A 23,732-nucleotide genomic window follows, 5' to 3' on the forward strand; every position below is an offset into this window, starting at 1 on the left:
TTCTTGGTTTATTTTTTAGCAGTGTTAAAATTAAGGTATTAGAAATGGAGATGAGGATAATGACACTCGTTAAAATTCATGTGCCTGAACTTATATGTAGTAGTTGTTCAATGGCAATTGAAAAGAGATTAAAAAAAATTCCTAATATTGAATTTCAAATTGGGATTGTAACACGAACTGTTAAAATTACTTATGATGAAACTCTTGTTACAAAAGAAGTGATTTTTCAACAAATTAAAAAAGCTGGTTATGATTTTGATGAAATTGCAACTGAACAGTTGTAATTTAGTTTTGACAAATGAAAAAACAACTAAAAACAAAATTAACAAAACGGCAAATTCGTGATTTATATGAATTAATTATTGCGATTATCTTAGATATACCGTTATTGTTGGGGATGATTCCCAGTTTAAGTATTTTACATAACCAATGATTACAATTAACTTTTGCGACAATTATTTTATTTTATTGTGGTCGTCGCTACTATATTAACATGTTTAATGAAATCTTCCGGTGACATTTGTTAGGAATGAATACATTAATTGGTTTAGGAACCTTATTATCCTATGGCTATAGTATTTATTTAATTGCTAGCCATAGTAGTTATATGTTGTTGTTTGAAACAGCAGCAACAATTATTATGATTATGTTGTTAGGAAATATTATTAATACTAATGTTCAACGAAAAGTTGCGGTTGGAATTGAAAGAGTAATTACGTTGCAAGTTGATCAAGCCAATCGTGTTGATGCTGATCAAAGAGTTGTAGTGATTAATACAAAAGAGGTTCATGTTAATGATATTTTATTAATTAAAAAAGGAGAGAAAGTTCCTGTTGATGGGATTGTACACCAAGGAACTGGTTATTTGAACGAAGCAATGCTAACCGGGGAAAGCAATATTATTGAAAAAAACCTTGGTGATGAAGTAATTGGGGGAACAGTTAATATGGGTGAGCCTTTTTACTTACAAGCAAAAAAAGTTGGAGCTGATACTGTTTTAGCAAATATTTTACAAAAGGTGGATGAAATTCAAAGTCAAAAGCCTCGCATTCAACGAATTGCTGATCAAATTGCAAAATGATTTACTCCTTTGATTTTAATTGTGACAATTATTACCTTTTTGTGTCAGTATTTTGTTTTTCATAAAGGTGATGTTGCAAAAGCACTTGATATTGCGATTACTGTCATTGTGATTAGTTGTCCTTGTGCATTGGGGTTGGCAACTCCGTTAGCTGTTGCCGTTGGTTTTGGTAAAGCATTAAAAGAAGGAGTTATTTTTAACAACACTAGTGCTTTTGAAAAGATTAATAAAATTGATGCGATTGCTTTTGATAAAACGGGAACAATTACAACTGGTGAATTAACAGTGCAACAGTTTTTAGGAGACCATACAAATAGCAAGTACCTTTATCATTTAGAAAAGTTATCAGCACATCCAATTGCAAAAAGCATTGTGAATTTCTTTCCTACTGAATCAGCAGAAATTACTTTTCAGCAGTTTAAAGAGGAAGCGGGACTTGGTTTACATGGTGTTTATAATAATAGTACTTATCAAGTAATGAGTTATCAAATAGCAGTTAAAAAAGGCTTTCAAAATTTATTATCCCATCAAGTTGAAACTTTAACGGTCATTAATCCAATCTTAATTGCATTAGTAATTGACCAAACAATTACTAATGTACTTGTCTTAACCGATAGTATTCGTGTTGATGCTTCTGTTGCAATTGCTAAGTTTGCTAAAAAACATATTGCAACACATATGATTAGTGGGGATAATGAAGGAACAACAAAAGCAATTGCCACCGCAGTTGGAATTACGAGTTATTATGCTAATGTTTCACCATTAACAAAAGCAACAATTGTTGAATCAATTCAAGCAACTGGGCAAGTAACAGCTTATGTTGGTGATGGAATTAATGACTTAGTAGCTTTAAAACAAGCGGATTTTGCCATTGCAATGGGACAAGGTAGTGAAGTTGCAATTCAAAATAGTGATATTACAATTATTAAACCAAATATTTTTAATATTTATAAGGTTTTTGTCTTAACAAAATTAACAAGACGTTTAATCTGATGAAACTTCTTTTGAGCTTTTAGTTATAATTTAATTACAATTCCCTTAGCAATTTTAGGAATTATTCCACCATTAATTGGGGCAATTGTAATGGGTGCTAGTCAGTTATTGGTCTTACTAAATTCGTTAGTTTTTAATAATTTGAAAGTTAAGTTTAAGTAAAAAAGGTATCAAAAGATACCTTTTTTTACTTTCATAATATAATTTTATTTAAAATTTTTTTAATAAAAAAAGATATTTTTTTATCTTTTTTATGTTATTTTTAATATGGGATATATTACGATATATCATTAATAAATAATATATCAAATCTAATGAAAGCAGTTAATAAATTTTTATTGACTAATAAAATAATAAAAAATAATAAACTAGATGGGAAGGATAAGAATCATATGAGGAAATTTTTATTGTTGTTAAGTGTGGGGATACTTTCCACCACAACAACATTAGGAGTCGTTAGCTGCAAAGAAACTAATGATATGACAATTCGTAAAGTTTCATTAAATTATAAAAACTTAAAATTATTTTTTACCAAATATAGTATTTTTCAATATCAAGGCGAATTTTTCTTTAAAGATGCTCAATTGCAAACACGAGCAGATACAAAACGAATGACTGCTGAACGTACCGATAATATGTTTAAAAGTTTATTAGATCAAACTTTAGGACAAAAAATTAGAAAATACTTTTTTTATATTCCAAGTGAATATAACTTTGAAATTAAGAACTTAACCCACTTTGATCGTTTTCTCTTAGAAGTACCTTATGCTTTAGAGTTTCAACTTAGGATTACTAGTTTAAAGAATAATCTTGATTTTACTGAAAATAATTTAATATTACAATTTACAGAAACAAAACAATATGATGAACAACGATGATTAACCATTTACTTAGATTATTTAGAAAACTGAGGAAGTTTTTTGTGAGCAAAAAAGTATCCTGGTTTTGAAGAGAGTGGTCATTTACCACATCATCCTTTTGCAAATTGAACAACAAAAGAAAATAAAAATATTTTTACAAAAGATAATAATAAGATGGTGTTAGCGTTTCTTTCGGAGTATTATACTAATCTTTTTATTAAAAAAGGACTAGGGCAAGGTTTATGACTTTACCAAGACAAGCAATTTCAAGTAGAGGTTATTAATTATCAGTATTTGGGGGCAACACCGTTTGAATATTCTAGACAAGAAGGAGTTCGAGCTTGAGTTACTTTATTATTTACAAGTTTATTAAATACAAAGATTACAGCAACGCAAAGTTATGAGTTGTGAATGGAGTATTCTTATCTGCAATCTTAAAATGGGAGTGTTTTTTCAAAAGATTTATACCTATTGCTTTTTATAACTATTTTATGTTATCTTTAAAAGGGATAATGTTATATCCTTTGATAGCAATCTTATCAAATTATATAAACCTATGATATTAATAACTTATTTAAAATAATTAGTTGTTAAACTTTTTATCACGATAATAACAAATTTTATAAACTAGAAAAACTATCATATCTAAAAATATTAAAATTATTAAATATTAATTAATAACAATATTAATGGAGGAATTAGTTTTTATGAAAAAGGTTTTAGCATTGTTAAATGCATTAGTAATTACAACAGTTGGTGTGGGGTCAATTGTTAGTTGTCAAAAAGTTAATAATGATAATAATGTTCAAGTACCAATTACAACAGAAAATTTAACAGCTTTTTTTGCTACAAATAATTCATTTGTGTATAAGGGGGAGTTCTTTTTTAAGGATGAATCACTTCAATCTGAAGAAGATACTGAAAGAATGACTAGTGGAGTAACAACTACTATGTTTAGGAATATTTTAAATCAAACTTTAGTGAAAAAATTTAACATTTTTTTTACTTATTTACAAAGTGATTATACATTTAGAATCTATAATATGAAGGAGTTTAATGGCTATATTTTAAATCAAATTTATAACTTAAAATTTGATTTAACAATAACTAGTAAAAAAAATAATATTAATTTTAAACAAGAAAATTTAGTGTTACAATTTACTGAAACAAAACAGTATGATGAATATAAATGACTTATTGAATATGTTAATGGGTATATTAATTTTGGTAAGTCAATATTATGACAAGATTTTTGAGGTTTTCCACGGTTTCCAATTGAAGTGCTAGCAATTATAAATAGTGAATTTCCTAAAGAAATTTATAATCAAAATAATAATATTAAAGTTTTAAATTTAATTTCAAAATATTGTACAGAAATTTTTAGTGATAATGATCTTTCTTCACAATGATTTTATCGTGAAAAGAGAATTGAAGTTATTACGAATAGTTATGAGTATTTAGGGCAACTTCCAGAAACTTATAAGGATGGGATTCGGGCGAAAGTAAATTTAACTTTTACTTATTTAAATAACAAGGAATTATTTGTAATAAAAGATGTAGAATTATGAATGCCTTTTTTTCATGTGCAATTGTAAAATGGGAATGTTTTGATAATTATTTTATGTTATCTTTAAAAGGGATAATGTTATATCCTTTGATAGCAAACTTATCAAATTATATAAACCTATGATATTAATAACTTATTTAAAATAATTAGTTGTTAAACTTTTTATCACGATAATAACAAATTTTATAAACTAGAAAAACTATCATATCTAAAAATATTAAAATTATTAAATATTAATTAATAACAATATTAATGGAGGAATTAGTTTTTATGAAAAAGGTTTTAGCATTGTTAAATGCATTAGTAATTACAACAGTTGGTGTGGGGTCAATTGTTAGTTGTCAAAAAGTTAATAATGATAATAATATTCAAGTATCAATTGCAACAGAAAATTTAACAGCTTTTTTTGCTACAAATAAGACATTTGTGTATAAGAGGGAGTTCTTTTTTAAGGATGAATCACTTCAATCTGAAGAAGATACTGAATGAATTCAATATGGTTGAGTATCAATTCTTTACACGGTGATAATTGATAATACATTTGGGCAAGTGTTTAATGCATATTTTATTTATTTGCCTAATGAATTTATTACAAAAAATAATATTAATTTTAGTCAAGAAAATTTTGAAAATAATAATTCAGAAATTTTAAAGGCAATTTCAGAAAATTATTTTAAAACTTTTTCTAATGATGAAAAAACTGACAAGTGATTTTATTATGAGATAAAAATTAAAGTTGTTGATAATAGTTATGAGTATTTAGGGAAAATGCCAGTTGTTCTTCTCAAAGGGGGGCAGGCAAAGGCAAACTTAACTTTTTCTTGTTTAAATAATGATCAAATAACAACGATAAGAGATGTTGAACTATGAATGGATAACCGTAATCGGCAATTTCTTAAATGATAAATAAATTTTTTAAATCAAAAAAAATTATTTCTATTTTTAGTTCAATCTCTATTTTAAGTGTTGGGACTGTTGTTGCCACTGTTTCAACAATAGTTGCTGGTAATCAAACAGCTAATAATATTTATTATAAATTTGATGGCAATGTTTTTCGTTCAAAGGCTGCTTTAATGCAATATGTTAATAATAATATGAAAGTAGAATCATATGCGACACAAAATAATTACTACTTATATAACAATAAAAGTTATGGTATGAATGATTTTTATAAATTAGAAGCTGATATGATGACGAAAACACCAATTAAGGAATATCATACTTATCGGAATCCCTATAATTATCTAATTGATAGTGGTAATCAAGTATCGAATCAAGTTTTAACATCAAATGTTGATCAGTTGACTTCTGCTTATAAAGGAAAAGATGGTAATGCTTATTTATCAAAAAGAGAGGCAATTAGTACTTATACTGACTATCAAAAGGTTTATCAATTGGGAAATAGCAACAATAATGATACTAATATTGAATTTCAAAATAAATATGAAGCAATTCAATATTTAGAAAATATTGTTACAAAAAACTTAGAAAATAATATTCAGACCGATACTTATGAAATGGCGGGGTCTTTCTTTACAAAAGATCAAATTTTATCATGATTAAAATCAACAACTGATATTCAATATAATTATAATGGTTATCGGTGATCAAAACTAAGTCATCCTGACTTATCACAAATGTCATTAACAGAGAATGATAAGAAGAATTATATTAAACCTTATCAACCGCCAAAGCAAACTTATTGGTTAAATCTTGATTCACGTGGATTGAATGGAAATTTTTCAGGACCATTGTATATTGAAACTGATGATTCGTTTACCACTCTAACAGATAAGTTAAAACATAATTGGAAAAAAGTTGGTTCAAATACAATTAATGTAATAATGCAGCCATTAGTCCTTCTTTCAAGTTTTATTAATACACAATTAAATTCCAAAGAAGAAGATGAAGAGAATAGTTGAGATATTAAGAGAGATTTCTCTGATTTTACTGAAGAAGGTGAGAAAAAATTTGAAGATTTATTTTATACAGCTAATAGAATCAAATTTTATGATTTAGATAATAGTTTAAAATATTTTGAAATTAAAAAGCAATTAAACCAAGTTGTCGGAATGAGTCGGTGGGAGAAAACATTGGCCTTTTTACAAAGAGTTTATAATTATACGTTAACTGTTAATCATTCGGGGAATGAAACTAATGCTGTGGCATTTATTAACTTGTTACGAACAATGTTAAAAAATGTAATTAAAAGTAATACTGATATGTTTCAGGATTATTTAGATGATATTTTTCAAGATCAACATGGATTAACATCAACACAAGAGTTAATGTTAACAGATATTATTAACATGTTTATTAATCCGTCAAAGTTTATGTATGAATCACCATCAAAAGTAAATAAATTAACTACTGTAATTAATAAGATTCAACAAATTGGGAATAACATTTTTAATGCTTATCATAAGATTCAACAAATTCATCGCAATGGACAAATAATATCTGAAGCAGAAATTAGTTTGGTATTATCATCGTATCAAGCTTATTTAGAAAATGGCCAAAAGTATTATGTAATTGGTGGGGAAAAATTAAGTTCTCAGAAAGCATATCAGGAAGTTGCAAAAGTTTTACGTGGTAATTTAACAATTAGTAAAGATGGTTCAAAAATTGATATGACAGCAGCTTTTAAACCAGTATCAAAGATTGCAAAATTTGCGGGTAAAATTGTGGCAGGAATGCAATTTGCAAAGGCAGTTTGAGATATTGGTAATATTGTTTCACCTTTTAAATTTAATACTTATGAAAATGATTTAGGGAAAGGTCAAAAGTTATATTATCAAACAACTGAAATTGAAATTCCAATTCTAAATATTCCAATTTCAGGCACTAATCCAAGTAATGTTGTTAATTTAACTCCAATTGAATTATTTTCAAATGGAAGTATTGTTAACGATGATGAAGAAATTAAACCAGATACAATGTTTGCTGTATTAGGAAGCATAATTGTAGGGCGAAACAAGGCAGAAAAGTACTTAAAAGAATATATTTTGGCAAATCCAAGTCAATTTCTATCAACCCGTTCCTATTATATTAATGTTATGAGTCAACAAGAAACGAGTGAAATTACAGTTGATAAAGATAATCCCGATGATGCTTTACAAAAACTAAAACAGTTTACAAATCAGATTTTTGAAAAATATTTTGCGAAGCAAGTAGTAAAAATGTATTTTGATGGAATTAATGCTTTCTTTAATAATCCTATTGATGCAAAAAATAGTTTAAAAACAAAGATCACAAATAATCAATTTATTATTAAATATAAGTTTACTGATTTAGAAGGAATTACAAAATATTATGATGATGAAGCAACATTGCTTCGTGAGCAAAATCATTATATTGAGAATAATGTTTTACTATCAAAAACAATTTTACAAAGTGATTTAATTAGAACAATTCGCTTTGATAAATTAACCCATCAGGTTGGAGCAACAAGTAAAGTTTATAGTGTTATTTTTAATGGGCAAGAACGATATTTTATAACCGCTAATGATGCTAAAAATTATGTTTATCGTAATTCGGATATTGTTTTAAAAACTGATAAAGTAATTAATTATCATGTTTTCTTTGGTGATTTACAGTTTAATAGTGAAAGTGATTTTTATAAATGAGTTAAAAACAATACTAATCAGGTTAATGGTAGAGGGAAGGTGTCGCAAAATGGCAATTAATTTATTGAAGGGTTTACTTGGAAGTTTAATTTTAACAGCAACCCCAGTTGGGACAACAATGAGTACAGTTCCTGATTATAGTGCTGATGTTATTTCACCAGAGGGTGCCTTATTTAAGATGATTAAAAATTCATCAACAACAGTTGACATGAAAACAGAATGAAATTATGATGGTCAAAAATTTTATTCACAACAAGAACTAGACAGTTATATTATGCAAAATAATAAAGTTGAAACAATTCAAACATCATCTAATCCAGGAAAAATTATTAATGATTATCAATATCGAACATTAGATCCAACCAAGGTCTATGATATTGATTTTAATAATTACCAATTAATTTACCGTGATGCTTATGGAAATGCGACTTTATCAAAAGATATTGCTTTAGAGACTTATACAAAAAATATTAATTTAAAATATAGTTATGATGCTATTAATTGATTTGATTCTCCCGAAGAAGCAAAAGCTGGTTTCATTTATAAGGGTGGATTACATAAGTCACTTTACTATTATGTTAATGGCCGCTATTATAATGCTTTTAATCATGCTGATCAGAAAGCATTAAAAAGTGTTTTAACTGAAGGATATAATTTAGCACCAAGTGATTTTACGGGTCAAATTCCTATTTATGGGACCCGTGATAGTTTGCGTAATGTTGTAGCAAATAATTTTCGAACAACTTGAACAAATGTTAATAATATTAATGAGCCATTAAATTATGCTAATTTCTTAGCAACAACAACGAGTCAAACAATTTTTATTTCCCCAGGAAATGATAATTTAATTAAGGTTCGTGTTAATGGTGGTAGTCAAAAAACCTATTATGCTGGAGAAACAGTCGAAATCTTTGATCCAGAACGGAAGTTTACTAATTGGGATTTTACTTACCGTAGTGGTTGAAAACCGCATGTTCAAATGGATGATTGAATTGGTTCGGTTGGTAAGTATTATTATACAAGAACTTTTTCTAGTGGTAATAATACTTATGAATTAACTTACTTACCAGTTAAATCAGGAAGTGCTTGGCATTTCAATAATTTTAACTGAGAGCGAGTTGCGACAAGTAATAAATATGATTCAACAATGATGTTATATGATAATGATGTTAGAAGCGTAACGAAAAAAGAATTATATCGTTGAGAAAATTTGCCAATTAATATTACAAGACCAAGTGAGATTCCAACCCAATATGTTCGGCAAGCTTATGACTTATGATTCAATAACTTTTATGAAGAAAAATTTTTAAATTTAGATAAAGTTGATAAAAATGGTGTTCCTTATAATGAATATGGTGTTAAAGCAGATATTCTTTATGATGTTAATGGCCAACAAGGATATAAATATTCCTTAAATGAAAGTGCTAAATATTATGAAGAAACTCTAAAACCTCAAATTTTAGTAGGACCAACAGCAACAAATGCTGATGGAGAAATAACTTATAAACTACGAGATGACTTTTATGCGACAAAATCACAATTAGATGACTATCTTTTTTTAACTGGAATCGTTGATACGCGTTTAATGTATACTTATCTTGATGTCCAAGATATCTCTTCGCAAGATGGATTAGCGTTAGCAATGACAGAAGCTGATGCGCGTGAAAAACAGTTTCAATATGAAAAAGAAATTTTATTAAAAAAATACTTTGCTTTTGATGTTTTTGGTAATAGTGTTATTTCAGCGGAAAGTAGAGAAGATGCAATTGCAAAATTACATCAAACAATTACTTTAACAGGAAAGTATATTAATCGTAAAGAAATTGCTAGTTGAGATAATGGGGTAATGTCTTATGATAATATTATTCAAGATGGTGTTTATAATGTTTATCGCATTTATAGTCAGCTTCGTGCTGACCAAGGTTTAATTCCCTATATTTATTTTGATAGTTATAATTCCGCGTTAGTAGCAATTAAAGCGGGTATTAACCATGAAATTAAAATCACAACAACAACCGTTAATGTCTACTTGTATGTTTATCTTGATAAGAACGGGAACAAACACTCATATACTTATACCAGCGATGAAGAAATTAATGCAATTGTTGCAGAAATTATGCAATTAAGCTAATGTTTATTGAATTAAAATTAAAGAAAATTCTGCCAATATTAAGCAGAATTATTCTTTGTTTATTAATTGTTGGTGGTATTCTTAGTGCTTTATTTTTGTTTTCACAAAATGATGTTAATTATAGTATTAGTGGTTTAATTATTGTTGCTTTTTTAGGGATAATCACAATTATTTTATTATTAGGAAATTTAACGCAAAGACAACCAAAACAACAAATTTCACAAGACAAGGTTCTTTATTTTTTAACTTTATTTTTCCTTGTTCTTTTTCTAACATTGTTTATTAGTTCATATGGTTTATACGGCTTATGGTTTCTTCTATTTAAAGTCTTATCAACAGTTTATTTAATAGGGTTAGTTTTTCTCTTTGCTGTAATATTAACATTCTTTCTAAAAGATCTTGGTTATGTTGTTACTTTTTGTGTGCCAATTTTACTATATCCGTTTATTTTAATAAATCATAGTAAAACTTATTTGGCGTTGGGGGCCATTCTTGGTGGTGTTATTTTAGGAAACATTATTGTTACTTATCTTAACAATGATTTTTCAAAACAAGGAATGAAACGAGAATTTATTAAACAAATTTTTAGGGGTAATTTTAAGATTTTTGTTTTAACATTTATCGTTAGTTTAATTTTATTTTTTGTTTTAGGAAATGATAGTTATGCTTTATTTAGTCCAACAATTAATTTTAATGAAAAATCATTATTAATTAATTTAAGTGCTTTTATTATCTTTATTATTTTATTAGTTTTTCAACTCAAACCACTAATTGTTTTTCTTCTTACTATAATAATCCAAACGATTACTGCTTTTATTTCAAATCTATGAGCAGTAGGTAGTTCATATAATTTTATTTCATTTTTATTATTTCAGCAAAACGAAATATTAACTAATTTAAGTTTATACTTATATAGTTATTGTTTAGCAATAGTATGATTTATGATTTTATTGGTATTAGCTAGTTTTAAAACAATGTATTGTCAATTTATGACTAATTTAGCAGTAATTCATTATCTTAATGATAAATTTAACAAGATTGGAGTTCTTGTTAATTATCAATATAAATATCTTTTTTATCAAAAAACTTGAATTGATTTATTAACATATCATAATCAAAGTAAAACATTAATAACAAATCTTTTAAATGATGAAAATAGTATCAACCCTCGTTTTGTTCAAACAACAGTTATATATCAGTTGTATTATCAAACACTACAGATATTGTTACCATTTTCAATTAATTTATTATGAGCATTATTTTGAACAAGTAATGGGTTTGAAATTACAATGTTAACAACATATTGATGATTTCTAAAAGGAGCATGAGTTTTTTATTTTTTAATTATTTTATTAACTCTTTTTATTTTCTTTCCAAATGTGCAAGACTATTTTTTTCGTAACTGATGAAGTTGATTAGTTTATCGTATTAAATTGACTTTGTTTTCAACGACTAAAAAAGGAAAAGCACGACAAACAAGGAAGAAATGAAATCAGAATCGTAAAAAATAAAAAAGGAGGAAAATTATGCTCCTTTTTTGATATGATTAGAATGAAAAGAACTATGAAATAAAATAATTAAAATAATAAAAAGATAATGAAAATTTTCATTCAGAAAGGTAGGAGTATTGTGCCACGGAAATTAGTCATTGATAACTTGGCTGTTGGCAATCAGTTTTTAATCCCCGTTGATATTGAAAATAAGGTTATTATTAGTGATGTTTATTTTAATTTGTTATGTTATGATCGAACAGCCATTGCTCGGAAAAAAGGGTACTTATTATGAGAACATAAAATAATTTTAAAATTGTTTGATTATTATAATATTGATAATATTTCAAAAATAACAATTATTGCGGGTTTAAAGTTTTTAAATGAAAAAGTAAAAACCGAAACAACATACCTTGCTTGTTATGATGGAATTAGTCAAAGCAGTGCCTTAGCATTTATTTATTTGGTAGCAAATAAGGTGATTCCATTATTACCGTTTGAAGAAGCAATTGTTTATTTTTTAACAAATTACTATTCGTTAATGAAGTTAAATCAAGGGATATATGATTTTTTGAAACAACATTATCCTTATACAACTTTAAACGAATTAGCTCAAGCAAAGTGGAAAGACTTTCATGGCTAATTTACGAATTGAATTAGGAAGTTATACAGTTAAAATTTATCATCGAAATAAATGTTTGTTTAATAATCCAAATTTAATTATTTATGATCTTGATACCGGATATTATTTATGAATGGGAAATCATGCCAAAGAACAGATGAAGGGAACTTTAAATATTGTTAGAACCCGTTTGTTAGAACAAGATAAGTTAGTTAATTTAAAAAGTTTATTAATTTATCTTAATAATTTAGAATTAGATTTTTTAAAAAACCAGTTCTTTCTTGTTCATAATTTTTCTTGTACAGAAGCAGAACAACTTGCAATTAAAACAAATTTTCCAAAACTTAAGTGAATATCCATTAAGCAACATTATGGGTTAATGTCACGAGCTAATCATTTTTATGTTGATGTTAAAACAAGAAAAACAGTCATTTACCAGCGTAATACCAAAGATATTTTTAAATTAGATTATGGTTTAATTAATTTACAAGAATCTGTCCAGTCTTACCTTGCCCGAACTTTTAATGTTATGTTAGAACCGACCGAATTAATTACAATAATCCCAACGCTTTGTCAAGAAAAATGAACCTCATGAAAATTAAAAGCGATGAGTCTTGCTGAAGGAACTTTTGAAGATGTTGTTTTAACAGATTATGAGTCAGTAATGCGTGGTTTTTTACAGTTAAAACAAAAGATTAAAACATTAACGAAGGATGTATCAACTGTTGGGAATAGTAATTATAATCTTTTAGCAAATATTTAATTATTTGGAAGAAATGGGGGAAATTAAAAGAAAATGTGATTAATTTAGAGATAAATAATAAAAATTTGTTTTGTCTCAAAAAATATGATAATATAGTATTGTTAATTTATATAGTTTTAGGAGTTGAAATATTATGGCTACTGTTGTTGTCAAAGCAGGAGAACCGCTAGACAAAGCTTTAAAGCGTTTTAACAAGGTTTCTTCGGTAAAACGAAAAGAAGCCCGCAAGCGAGAGCACTGAATGAGTAAAAAGGAAAAAAGACGCTATAAACAAGAGCAATCTCGTAGTTTTCGTTAAAAAAATCCCATTTATATGGGATTTTTTTTCTTAAAAATTACTTTCTTTTAAAATAACATAATCAACTTTTTTAATTGCGTCCAAATCTTTGCCACCAGCATAAGAAATTGATGATTGTAAATCTTCAGTCATTTCTCGAAGGGTTTCAAAAATGCTACCACGAATTTCAATTAATTCTTTTTTTCCTTCAACATAGCGTTTTTCCCCTTTATTGTATTCACTGGCCGATCCAAAGTATTCTTTATATTTAACACCATCAATTTCAACCTGTTTTCCGGGTGATTCTTGGTGGGCAGCGAATAAACTACCAACCATACACATTGTGGCTCCCATCCGAATTGATTTAGCAATGTCACCGTTAACGCGTAATCCACCATCAGCAATAATTGGTTTTGAGCTTCCTTTACTGCATCATTTAACAGCCGATAATTGTCAGCCACCATTTCCAAATCCTGTTTTTAGTTTGGTAATACATACTTTTCCTGGTCCAATTCCAACTTTGGTTGCATCAGCACCTCATTGTTCCAAATCACGAACTGCTTTTGGTGTTCCAACATTTCCGGCAATAATAAAGGTTTCGTGGCCTAAATGGGTGCGGATATGTTCGATCATTTTTTTAACACTAAAGGCATGGCCATGAGCAATGTCGATTGTAATATAATCGGGAATTAACTGTTCTTTTTTTAATGTTTCAATTAATTCAAAATCATTTGGTTTAACTCCAACTGAAATCGAAGTAATTAAGTTTTTACTTTTCATATGTTTAATAAATTTAACTTGATCAACATTAAACCGATGCATAATGTAAAAGTAGTTTTTTTCAGCTAGTTTTTCGCATAATTCTTCATTTACCACTGTTGCCATATTTGATGGCACAACAGGTAAATTAAAAGTATGTTTTCCTAGTTTAACGGTTGTATCACATTCTTTTCGAGAATCAACAACACATAATTCTGGAATTAATTGAATGTCTTCATAATCAAATGCTTTCACTATTTATTTCACCTCACTATTTAAATGTATCATAAAAGCAAGGGGAAAAGGTTAGTTTTATTTTTAAAAATGTTTAAAAAAACATCTTGTAATAAAACTAGAAAAGCATATAATTATTTACATAATTCTAGAAAGGAACAGTGATTATACAAATGATGACAAGAAATTTTGGATTTACTCGTTTTTGAATTGTATTGTCAAGTATTGTCGGTATTGTTGGAATTACCATTGCTGCAAGTGCTTATTTTTATTTCTTAGGTAAATATAACAATGGAACTTTTGTTGGCGACATAGATACCGCAAATACTTGATTAATGAATTCATATGCAGATTTAGCAAGTTATAAGGTAGTAATTTTACTTGCTGTAATCTTCTCGTTTTTTACAACAATTATCTGTAATATTGGGTTAATCCGTTATGCAATTGCCAGTAATGATGCTGAATTATGTGCTAACAAATGAAGTTTAGCTGTACTATCATTATCACTTGGTGGATTTTTTGCACCTTTTGCCTTAACATGATTACCAGATACTGATGTTAAAGCAACAAAAAATGCTCGTGTTGTAATTGTCCGTTATTTAGGAACTGCGTGATTAGTATCAGCGCTTGTTAGTATTGCTGCAGTTATGATTTTTTATAATTCAGCAACAAATAAAGTTTGAGTAGGCGACTCACAACGAAATTTTGCGATTATGATGGGAGTGTTAGCTGCTGTTAGTGTTATAAGCTTAATTTTAGTTCCTGGATTTTATAGTAGTAGAGTTGTTGCTAATATGATGGCAGAAACTTCTTTTGGAAAATGATTACGCTTTGTGTCAACTATTTATACTGTTTTAGTAACAATAATGTTAATAATTCAAATTATTACCGCATTATTAAAACTAATCGAAGCATTTGGCCGTATGTTTCAAAAGGGACAAAATGGTCTATCAATTTTTGCTAACATCTTAAACTTTACGTCAACCCTAATTGGGACAATCTTTATGGTTTACTTAATAACAAAAGTAATTAAAGGATTATGACGCCGTGAAGATGGATATATGGTTAATATCCCCCAATATAAAACCGAAGATCGTGCGCAACGTCAATTTTAATGAAACTTAAAACAATGGATTTTATTAATTAATAAAATCCATTTTTAATCAAGAAACCTTTCAGAAAATTAATTATTACAAGAAACAAAATAATTAGTAACTATTTTATTTAAATTAATAACCAAGATATTTAACACATTATTAAGTATAAAAAAGAATGTATTTAATAAATACATTCTTTTTTTATTAACCATTCCTTACTTTTTTACAATAAATAGTTAGGTGGTTGGAATGGTGGGCCCCGAGGCATTTGTAATATTTTGGAATTAATTATGTTACTATTGTAATGTTATTTTAAGAAACCTTGTTTTTAATTTTTTATAAAAGTTTTAGTTATTTTAATATTTTGCAAAAAGAGATGAGTCTCATATTTGAAGCTTTTATTAATTTTAAAAGTAATAACCACCATATTGCAATTTATGATATTAATTTTCCGCTTCTTTTAGTAATAAAACAAAAACCTTTTAATATTAGAAACTGGGATGTTTAAATAAAAAGCATTGGAAATACATGGTCTTTATTTTATAACCATTTATAGTATAACAATAATTATTATCTAACTTTCAATAATATTTATATATTGCATTTTAAACTTTTGTCTTTTATTTTTTTCAATATAGTCTTTGTCTTTTTTAAAAAAATAATTAATTAGTAATTATTTTAATTGACAAAAATTATTGTTTTATATAAAATTATAAAGGTTTTAACACAATACATGTATTGTGTAATCGGGTGTTAGCTCAGTTGGGAGAGCGTCTGCCTTACAAGCAGGTGGTCAGCGGTTCAAGTCCGTTACACCCGACCATTTTTAATGATAAGCTGGCTTAGCTCAACTGGTAGAGCAACTGACTTGTAATCAGTAGGTTGGGAGTTCGATTCTTCTAGCCAGCACCATTTTTGGAGGGGTAGTGAAGTGGCCAAACACATCTGACTGTAACTCAGCTCCTTCGGGTTCGGGGGTTCGAATCCCTCCCCCTCCACCATCTTTGTTAAAACATTGGGCTATAGCCAAGCGGTAAGGCAAAGGACTTTGACTCCTTCATGCGCTGGTTCAAATCCAGCTAGCCCAGCCATTTAAGTCTCCTGTTAGCTCAGTAGGTAGAGCATCTGGCTTTTAACCAGTGGGTCAAAGGTTCAAGTCCTTTACAGGAGACCATTTATTAGATATATATGCCCGAGTGGCGGAATAGGTAGACGCAACGGACTTAAAATCCGTCGGTTTTACAACTGTACCGGTTCAAGTCCGGTCTCGGGTACCATTTTATTTAAAAACAATTGACATCAAATTAAGACAGTGGTATATATATTATTGTCATTAATTATAAAAATTAAAAATGCGGGTGTAGTTTAATGGTAGAACTTCAGCCTTCCAAGCTGACTGTGAGGGTTCGATTCCCTTCACCCGCTCCATTAAAATATAAGTTGTTAGTTTAACAATTTTTTTTATGCTAAAATAGGAATACAATAATCTTAAGAGGAGTAATTAATAATATGAAAGTAATTAAGAAGGATAACAAAAGCGGTGTTACTGATAATAATTGAGAACATTTACCACCGGAAGTACAAAATGATTTAGAGTTTCATGCTTCACGAACTGTTTTTTGAAAAAGTTTTTTATTTTTAATCATTGAAGCAGTAGGACCATTTTTGTTATTGTTTTTTTTAACTTCACCAGATTTAAATTTTACCCGCCATTATGATGTTGGAGCGGGGATTGGTTTTGGTTTAGCAATGGTTCTAGGAGTCTTTCTATTAACTTGTGCTGGTTTTTGACTAAAGTTTCATCAAGCTGATCAATTTACTTATACAATTACGTTATCTTGAACTTTATATGGAATTTATTTAACTGGTTATTGATGAGGATGAGATAAGATTTTATACCGCTGTTTAGTTGCCTTATTGTTCTTATTGCTTGCTATTTTTTTTGGAACTTTTATAGCAGTATGAATGCGTAATTTACGCGGTTATTTACAAATGAAAAAGACTAGTCCCCAAGAACTAGCAATTGATGCTAAAAAGAAAAAAGAAAAGGATGAAGAACAAGTTCCACCATCCTCAACACTTGGTCCCTAATTATTATTTTGTAAATTAAGTAATTTTAAATCAATAATTGCTAAGAAAATGTCATTGTTTGTTTGTTCATACATATAGTTAGCTCAAGCAATTCATACAATATTTTGATAATACATTCATGCATTAACTTTTTGTTGTTGTGTTGGTGTTAGCTTAAAGAGACTAAACCAATATGTTTGTTTTGCTTTAGTTGTTAAAGTTTCGGAAGCAAAAGAAGCAATATCAAAAAACTTATCATTTTGCATTGCATATTCAAAATCAATTAAATACAGGTTTTGCTCAACAAAAACTAAATTGCCACCATTTAAGTCATTATGACATAAAACAAGATCATCTGTTTGCAATTTAATATAATCAAGGTTTGCTTCATATCGTTGTAAGTCTACTAATGGTTTTTTTATAGCATTTTTAAAAGTTTCTAAAAATTGTTGTGGTTGAAAAATCTTAATTTGATCATTTGGAGTAATTTTAATTTCTCATAACTGTTTAATTATTGTTGCAATGGTTTTGAGAACTTCTTTAGTAAGTTTAACAGCACTAATTGGTTGTAATGTTGAATAGTATGGTGTTACTAAGAAAAAGTGGTCATTATCATAACCATAATCAATAATTGGAAGAGTTAACTTGCTATTTTTAATTTTTTCTAACACTAGCATTTCATTTTGATGATCAATAAATAAATTGGTAAAAGGGTTACTATATCGAATAAAAAGGTTATCAATTGTTTGATAATTTTGATTAGTAATTCCTAAATTTAATTTTGTTTTAATTTTGTATTTCATCATTTCCTTAACTTCCATTCTGCGATTTTCTAATTTTATTATACAATATTTATAATTAAGAAAAGTGAGGAAGTAGGAAATGAAAGAGATTTGAATTGCAACTAGTAATAAAAATAAAGTTCGAGAATTTAAAGAAATGTTTCAAGATGCCAATATAACAGTTAAATCATTATTAGACTTAGAAAATCCTATTCCTGACATTCCAGAAACAGGAACTACCTTTGAAGAAAATGCTTTTTGTAAAGCAGATTTTTTGAGCCGAATGATTAATCAACCAGTCTTAGCTGATGATTCTGGTTTAGAGATTATTGAGTTAGATCATTTTCCGGGTGTTAATACACGTCGATGAGCATATCCAATTACTGACAGTAAAATTATTAATGATTTATTAATTGAAAAATGTAAACCATTAGAGCGTCGTGATGCACAAGCTGTTTGTGTCTTATGTTATATTGACCCAGTTAAAAAAGTAACGATGTACTTTCGGGGAGTTACAAAAGGGGTTATTACTGATAAGCCAGTTGGAGCGAATGCTTTTGGTTACGATCCAATTTTTTTATTACCAGAAATTGGTCAAACATATGCCGAATTAACTTTACCAGAAAAAAATAAATATTCTCATCGAGCAAAAGCATTTTATGCTTTTAAGAAATGATGATTAGGAGAGTAAGATGAAGACAACTAAAAAAATTAACATTGTTTTATTTGAACCAGAAATTGCCCAAAATGTTGGGGCCATTATGCGAACATGTGTTGCAATAAATGCGAAACTACATTTAATTGAACCATTTGGTTTTATCTTTGATGAACGCTTTATTGCACGTAGTAGCGCAAATTATATTGAGTATGCTGATTATGAGTTATATAATGATTGAAACCATTTTTTGCAGTTGAATCCGAACTTAAATTTATATTGTGCAACTCGTTATGCAAAACAACCACATAGTGATGTTGATTTTACCAAAGATGAAAATATTTTTGTCCTGTTTGGACGAGAATCAACGGGGATTCCAACCGCAATATTAAAGGCAAATTTAATCCGAACTTTTCGAATTCCAATGTCTAAACATGTGCGTAGTTTAAATATTGCCAATACGGTTGGGATTGTTGGTTATGAAATAATGCGTCAGTTAGATTATCCCGGTTTATCAAAAGTTGAAATTCAAAAAGGGGCTGATTTCTTAGAACAAGATTAAGAATGTACTTTGTGAATTTTTTTCTTGTTTTTGAAAAAATTTTCTTATAATTCTTTTAGTATTGAGTTATATTGATGTTTTTAGAAAGGATGATTAAAAAATGAATCAAGTGATGTTGGTTGGGCAAGTAGAAGGAACTTATGAGATTATTTATGATAAAAAAGAAGCAGAAAGAAAACTAATGAAATTTTTACTAAAGATTCAACGCCCTTTTAAAAATAAAGATGGTAACTATGATAGTGATTTAGTTAATGTTAAAGTATGAACAAATAATATTGATGATTTAGATATTAGTTTACGAGATAAAGCAATTATTGCAGTTAAAGGACGGATTCAATCGTTTCGTTCCAATAATTTTGATGAAGAAAATTATTATAACGATATAATTGCTGATCGTGTCACTTATTTAAGCAGTTTTAACTAGAATTACTTAACATTATTAACTTAATACAAATTAGCCATTTTTAAGATAATGGCTTTTTTATTTTAAAAATTTAATAAATTTATAATATAATAAATAAAGAAGAAATTAGGTAAAGGAGTAGAACAATGACATTAAGTAATACTAAAAATCAAGATTTTCATAAATGATTATTTTCTGCTCGCACCAATAACATGATGATGTGCCGTTAATTTACATAAATTTAATAATGTTAAAAATCAATAATCAATTATTTTAAAAAAAGAAAGTAGTTGATTAATATGAAGAAAAAACAAAAAAAAGTTGAAAAATTATTACAAGAGCAAACCTTAACAACAAATTTATTAGACTTAAAGAAAGAAGTTTCTTTTCGTGGTTTAGTACCATTGTTATTATTTGTTATGTTATTTATTTTAGTGGGAATTATTTTAGATATTTTTAAAAAAGAAATTTTTTCAAAAAACAATCCAATGGGGTTTTATTTAATATTTGCTCCAATTATTATTTTAATTCCAACGATTATTGGTTTTTTAATTATTAAAGGGAGTTTTACAACCAAATTAAATGCCTTTTTAAAAGGAAGTGCTGATCAGAACATTTTAATTATGGTTTTTATTTACTTATTATCTGGTTCATTTGCACAATTAATGAACACAATTGGTGCTTCTTCCGCAATTGCCTTTTTAGGGTTTAAGGTTATTCCCCCAGCAATTTTAGTTGGAGGTGTTTTTCTAATTAGTGCTGTTATTTCAACCGCAATGGGAACTAGCGTTGGAACAATTGTTGCATTTGGACCAATTGCGTTTGGAATGGCGTCGCAAGCAAATTTAAATTTAGCAATGATTGGTGGAGCACTATTATGTGGAGCAATGTTTGGTGATGATTTGTCAATTATATCTGATACAGCAATTGCATCATGTCGAACACAAGATGTTCCGCCACAAAGTCGGTTTTTATTTAATTGAAAAATTCTCCTTTTTGCCGCAATTATTACCATTATTCTTTTCTTTACGGTTACTTATGTCAAAGATGCAAAAGTAAATAGTGAAACATGAATTTGATGGCGAGCATTGTTAACAATTTTACCATTCTTAGTTGTATTGGTTGTTGCTCTATGTGGGGTTAATGTTTTTATTGTTTTAATTAGTGGTATTTTTTGTGCAATTATTGTTGGTTTTAGTTTAAGTCAATTTAATCAATGGGTAACAGCAACTGGTGATTTAACATCCTCTTATTTACCAAGTTTAACACCAGCTCGTATGCTAAATGGTAATTTAAATCCAACTGGTCATTTACTAAGTGGTTTAGATAAGTTTTTAGTAGCAACTGATGCGATTAAATCCGGAATGTTATCAATGGCAGAAATTGCCTTTTTAGCGCTTTTTACTGGTGGGTTAGCAGGTTTAAGCGAACTATCTGGGGGTCTGGAATGAGCAACAGCGAAAATTAATCAAAGAATTAAAGGCAAAAAAAGTGCTCAATTTGGGATTGCAACTTTAACAAGTGTTGCTGATATTGCTTTGGCTAATAATACTATTGCTATTATTGTTGTTGGACCAATGGTAAAAGAGATTCGTCAAAAATATGATTTAAATAAAAATAAGGTTGCTGCTTTTGTATCAATTTTTCCAGCTGTGTTTCAAGGTCTAATTCCATATGGGGCACAAATGTTAATTTTAGTTAGTATGGCAAATAACTATGTTGGTGTTAATCAAATGACAATTTCCTTTCTTGATGTTTGAAAATATGCTTGATATTTATATTTACTATTTTTTTCAGCAATTATCTTTATTACCTTTAATCGTTTAGAACGCTATTTAACAGCATCATGATGAAAAGGAATAACTAAGATTTTTCGGAAAAAACAAGATTAAAATAACTATTGTTAAGTAGTTATTTTTTTATGAAAAAAATATTAATATTTTTAGTAAAAACACTTGCAAAAAAATATGGATTTTATATACTTATAAAGGTGTCAGTTAGTAATACTTATTATTAATGAAGAATGAATATTTTCACACAATATCGTAAAAAATTATTGCAAAAAAAGGTAAAAGTTATTGACAATAATCAGTAATTTTTGTATGATTTGAAAGGTGTTTTGTTGACACAAAAACGATCTTTGAAAACTAAACATAACAACAACAAAGATAATCATTTAATCAATGAATATCCGTCATTAAAGCTAGGAACAAAATCAAGATTTTTTTAATGAGAGTTTGATCCTGGCTCAGGATGAACGCTGGCGGCATGCCTAATACATGCAAGTCGAACGGGGTGCTTGCACCCAGTGGCGAACGGGTGAGTAACACGTATCTAATCTACCCATTAGCGGGGGATAACAGTTGGAAACGACTGCTAATACCGCATACGACATTTTCTGGCATCAGAGAATGTTAAAAGGTCCGTTTGGACCACTAATGGATGAGGGTGCGGCGTATTAGTTAGTTGGTGGGGTAATGGCCTACCAAGACAATGATACGTAGCCGAACTGAGAGGTTGAACGGCCACATCGGGACTGAGACACGGCCCGAACTCCTACGGGAGGCAGCAGTAGGGAATTTTTCACAATGGGCGAAAGCCTGATGGAGCAATGCCGCGTGACTGAAGACGGTCTTCGGATTGTAAAGGTCTGTTGTAAGGGAAGAACAGTAAGTATAGGAAATGATACTTATTTGACGGTACCTTACCAGAAAGCCACGGCTAACTATGTGCCAGCAGCCGCGGTAATACATAGGTGGCAAGCGTTATCCGGATTTATTGGGCGTAAAGCGTGCGCAGACGGTTTAACAAGTTTGGGGTCAAATTCTGGAGCTTAACTCCAGTTCGCCTTGAAAACTGTTAAGCTAGAGTGTAGGAGAGGTCGATGGAATTCCATGTGTAGCGGTGAAATGCGTAGATATATGGAGGAACACCAGTGGCGAAGGCGGTCGACTGGCCTATCACTGACGTTTAGGCACGAAAGCGTAGGGAGCAAATAGGATTAGATACCCTAGTAGTCTACGCCGTAAACGATGAGTACTAAGTGTCGGACTAAGTTCGGTGCTGCAGCTAACGCATTAAGTACTCCGCCTGAGTAGTATGCTCGCAAGAGTGAAACTCAAAGGAATTGACGGGGACCCGCACAAGCGGTGGAGCATGTGGTTTAATTCGAAGCAACGCGAAGAACCTTACCAAGGCTTGACATCCAGTGCAAAGCTGTAGAAATACAGTGGAGGTTAACATTGAGACAGGTGGTGCATGGTTGTCGTCAGCTCGTGCCGTGAGGTGTTTGGTTAAGTCCAGTAACGAGCGCAACCCTTGCCGTTAGTTACTCCATTAAGTTGAGATACTCTAACGGGACTGCTAGTGTAAGCTAGAGGAAGGTGGGGATGACGTCAAATCATCATGCCCCTTATGTCTTGGGCTACACACGTGCTACAATGGCCGGTACAAACAGTTGCGATCTCGTAAGAGGGAGCTAATCTGAAAAAGCCGGTCTCAGTTCGGATTGAGGGCTGCAACTCGCCCTCATGAAGCCGGAATCGCTAGTAATCGCGAATCAGCAATGTCGCGGTGAATACGTTCTCGGGTCTTGTACACACCGCCCGTCACACCATGAGAGTTGATAATACCAGAAGTCGGTATTCTAACCGTAAGGAGGAAGCCGCCCAAGGTAGGATTGATGATTAGGGTGAAGTCGTAACAAGGTATCCGTACGAGAACGTGCGGATGGATCACCTCCTTTCTATGGAGTTATTAC

Annotated in this window: 19 protein-coding genes, 7 tRNA genes and 1 rRNA gene; 25 read left to right on the forward strand and 2 right to left on the reverse strand. The window is 29.3% G+C overall.

Annotation, left to right across the window (positions count from 1 at the left end):
- Positions 1-59 precede the first annotated feature (59 nt).
- The 11 genes from S100390_RS02055 to rpsU all read left to right on the forward strand — a co-directional run bounded on the left by S100390_RS02055 (position 60) and on the right by rpsU (position 13,431).
- Positions 60-284 (forward strand): heavy-metal-associated domain-containing protein, encoded by a 225-nt coding sequence (locus S100390_RS02055; protein WP_070406644.1) that lies wholly within the window; start codon positions 60-62, stop codon positions 282-284.
- A gap of 14 nt (positions 285-298) precedes the next feature.
- A complete protein-coding gene (locus S100390_RS02060; protein ID WP_070406645.1) occupies positions 299-2,236 on the forward strand; it encodes a heavy metal translocating P-type ATPase in 1,938 nt (645 codons plus the stop codon).
- Between the two features lie 230 nt (positions 2,237-2,466).
- Positions 2,467-3,372: a hypothetical protein gene (locus tag S100390_RS02065; RefSeq protein ID WP_070406646.1), complete on the forward strand. Its 906-nt coding sequence runs from the start codon at positions 2,467-2,469 to the stop codon at positions 3,370-3,372.
- A gap of 269 nt (positions 3,373-3,641) precedes the next feature.
- A complete protein-coding gene (locus S100390_RS02070) occupies positions 3,642-4,529 on the forward strand; it encodes a hypothetical protein (RefSeq protein ID WP_083258390.1) in 888 nt (295 codons plus the stop codon).
- Positions 4,530-4,771: 242 nt separating this feature from the next.
- Positions 4,772-5,407 carry a hypothetical protein gene (locus tag S100390_RS02075; protein WP_070406647.1) on the forward strand — a complete coding sequence of 212 codons (636 nt, stop codon included), beginning with the start codon at positions 4,772-4,774 and terminating at the stop codon, positions 5,405-5,407.
- Entirely contained in the window at positions 5,401-8,187 is a 2,787-nt protein-coding gene (locus S100390_RS02085) for a hypothetical protein (protein WP_231918070.1), read from the forward strand. The genes S100390_RS02075 and S100390_RS02085 overlap by 7 nt, the downstream gene beginning before the upstream one ends.
- Complete coding sequence (locus S100390_RS02090) at positions 8,177-10,258, forward strand: hypothetical protein (protein WP_070406648.1); 2,082 nt, start codon at positions 8,177-8,179, stop codon at positions 10,256-10,258. Before S100390_RS02085 ends, S100390_RS02090 begins: the two co-directional genes overlap by 11 nt.
- A complete protein-coding gene (locus S100390_RS02095; RefSeq protein ID WP_070406649.1) occupies positions 10,258-11,769 on the forward strand; it encodes a hypothetical protein in 1,512 nt (503 codons plus the stop codon). Before S100390_RS02090 ends, S100390_RS02095 begins: the two co-directional genes overlap by 1 nt.
- A 118-nt stretch (positions 11,770-11,887) precedes the next feature.
- Complete coding sequence (locus S100390_RS02100; RefSeq protein ID WP_070406650.1) at positions 11,888-12,391, forward strand: hypothetical protein; 504 nt, start codon at positions 11,888-11,890, stop codon at positions 12,389-12,391.
- Positions 12,384-13,133 (forward strand): hypothetical protein, encoded by a 750-nt coding sequence (locus S100390_RS02105; protein WP_070406651.1) that lies wholly within the window; start codon positions 12,384-12,386, stop codon positions 13,131-13,133. The genes S100390_RS02100 and S100390_RS02105 overlap by 8 nt, the downstream gene beginning before the upstream one ends.
- Before the next feature lie 133 nt (positions 13,134-13,266).
- Positions 13,267-13,431: a 30S ribosomal protein S21 gene (rpsU, locus tag S100390_RS02110; protein WP_004028656.1), complete on the forward strand. Its 165-nt coding sequence runs from the start codon at positions 13,267-13,269 to the stop codon at positions 13,429-13,431.
- A 30-nt stretch (positions 13,432-13,461) separates the two neighbouring features.
- On the opposite strand, the gene S100390_RS02115 is transcribed toward rpsU, so the two are convergent.
- Complete coding sequence (locus S100390_RS02115) at positions 13,462-14,427, reverse strand: GMP reductase (protein ID WP_443027998.1); 966 nt, start codon at positions 14,425-14,427, stop codon at positions 13,462-13,464.
- A 149-nt stretch (positions 14,428-14,576) separates the two neighbouring features.
- On the opposite strand from S100390_RS02115, the gene S100390_RS02120 reads away from it, so the two are divergent.
- From S100390_RS02120 to S100390_RS02160, 9 genes are all read left to right on the forward strand, one after another.
- Positions 14,577-15,518, forward strand: a complete 942-nt coding sequence (locus S100390_RS02120; RefSeq protein ID WP_070406653.1) for a hypothetical protein — start codon at positions 14,577-14,579, stop codon at positions 15,516-15,518.
- 729 nt (positions 15,519-16,247) lie between these two features.
- Positions 16,248-16,323: transfer RNA gene (locus S100390_RS02125), tRNA-Val, on the forward strand.
- Between the two features lie 13 nt (positions 16,324-16,336).
- Positions 16,337-16,412: transfer RNA gene (locus S100390_RS02130), tRNA-Thr, on the forward strand.
- A 5-nt stretch (positions 16,413-16,417) separates the two neighbouring features.
- Positions 16,418-16,501 (forward strand) — tRNA-Tyr (locus S100390_RS02135).
- A 15-nt stretch (positions 16,502-16,516) separates the two neighbouring features.
- Positions 16,517-16,591: transfer RNA gene (locus S100390_RS02140), tRNA-Gln, on the forward strand.
- A 7-nt stretch (positions 16,592-16,598) separates the two neighbouring features.
- Positions 16,599-16,674, forward strand: a tRNA-Lys gene (locus S100390_RS02145).
- A 16-nt stretch (positions 16,675-16,690) separates the two neighbouring features.
- Positions 16,691-16,777: transfer RNA gene (locus S100390_RS02150), tRNA-Leu, on the forward strand.
- Between the two features lie 77 nt (positions 16,778-16,854).
- Positions 16,855-16,928: transfer RNA gene (locus S100390_RS02155), tRNA-Gly, on the forward strand.
- An 81-nt stretch (positions 16,929-17,009) separates the two neighbouring features.
- Positions 17,010-17,591, forward strand: a complete 582-nt coding sequence (locus tag S100390_RS02160; protein WP_231918071.1) for a DxFTY motif-containing membrane protein — start codon at positions 17,010-17,012, stop codon at positions 17,589-17,591.
- Here the strand turns inward: S100390_RS02160 and S100390_RS02165 are convergent.
- Entirely contained in the window at positions 17,588-18,376 is a 789-nt protein-coding gene (locus tag S100390_RS02165; protein ID WP_231918072.1) for a phosphotransferase, read from the reverse strand. The two genes, S100390_RS02160 and S100390_RS02165, sit on opposite strands and share 4 nt — an antisense overlap.
- Positions 18,377-18,452: 76 nt before the next feature.
- Here S100390_RS02165 and rdgB point away from each other — a divergent pair, with 76 nt between their 5' ends.
- The 5 genes from rdgB to S100390_RS02190 all read left to right on the forward strand — a co-directional run bounded on the left by rdgB (position 18,453) and on the right by S100390_RS02190 (position 23,717).
- A complete protein-coding gene (gene rdgB, locus S100390_RS02170; RefSeq protein ID WP_070406654.1) occupies positions 18,453-19,043 on the forward strand; it encodes an RdgB/HAM1 family non-canonical purine NTP pyrophosphatase in 591 nt (196 codons plus the stop codon).
- Between the two features lies 1 nt (position 19,044).
- Positions 19,045-19,569 (forward strand): tRNA (cytidine(34)-2'-O)-methyltransferase, encoded by a 525-nt coding sequence (locus S100390_RS02175; protein WP_070406655.1) that lies wholly within the window; start codon positions 19,045-19,047, stop codon positions 19,567-19,569.
- 100 nt (positions 19,570-19,669) lie between these two features.
- A complete protein-coding gene (locus S100390_RS02180; protein WP_070406656.1) occupies positions 19,670-19,993 on the forward strand; it encodes a single-stranded DNA-binding protein in 324 nt (107 codons plus the stop codon).
- Positions 19,994-20,271: 278 nt separating this feature from the next.
- Positions 20,272-21,864: a Na+/H+ antiporter NhaC family protein gene (locus tag S100390_RS02185; protein WP_070406657.1), complete on the forward strand. Its 1,593-nt coding sequence runs from the start codon at positions 20,272-20,274 to the stop codon at positions 21,862-21,864.
- Positions 21,865-22,197: 333 nt separating this feature from the next.
- Positions 22,198-23,717: ribosomal RNA gene (locus S100390_RS02190) — 16S ribosomal RNA — on the forward strand.
- Positions 23,718-23,732 lie beyond the last annotated feature (15 nt).

It is taken from the genome of Spiroplasma sp. NBRC 100390 (assembly GCF_001886495.1).
Taxonomy (GTDB): Bacteria; Bacillota_I; Bacilli_A; order Mycoplasmatales; family Mycoplasmataceae; genus Spiroplasma.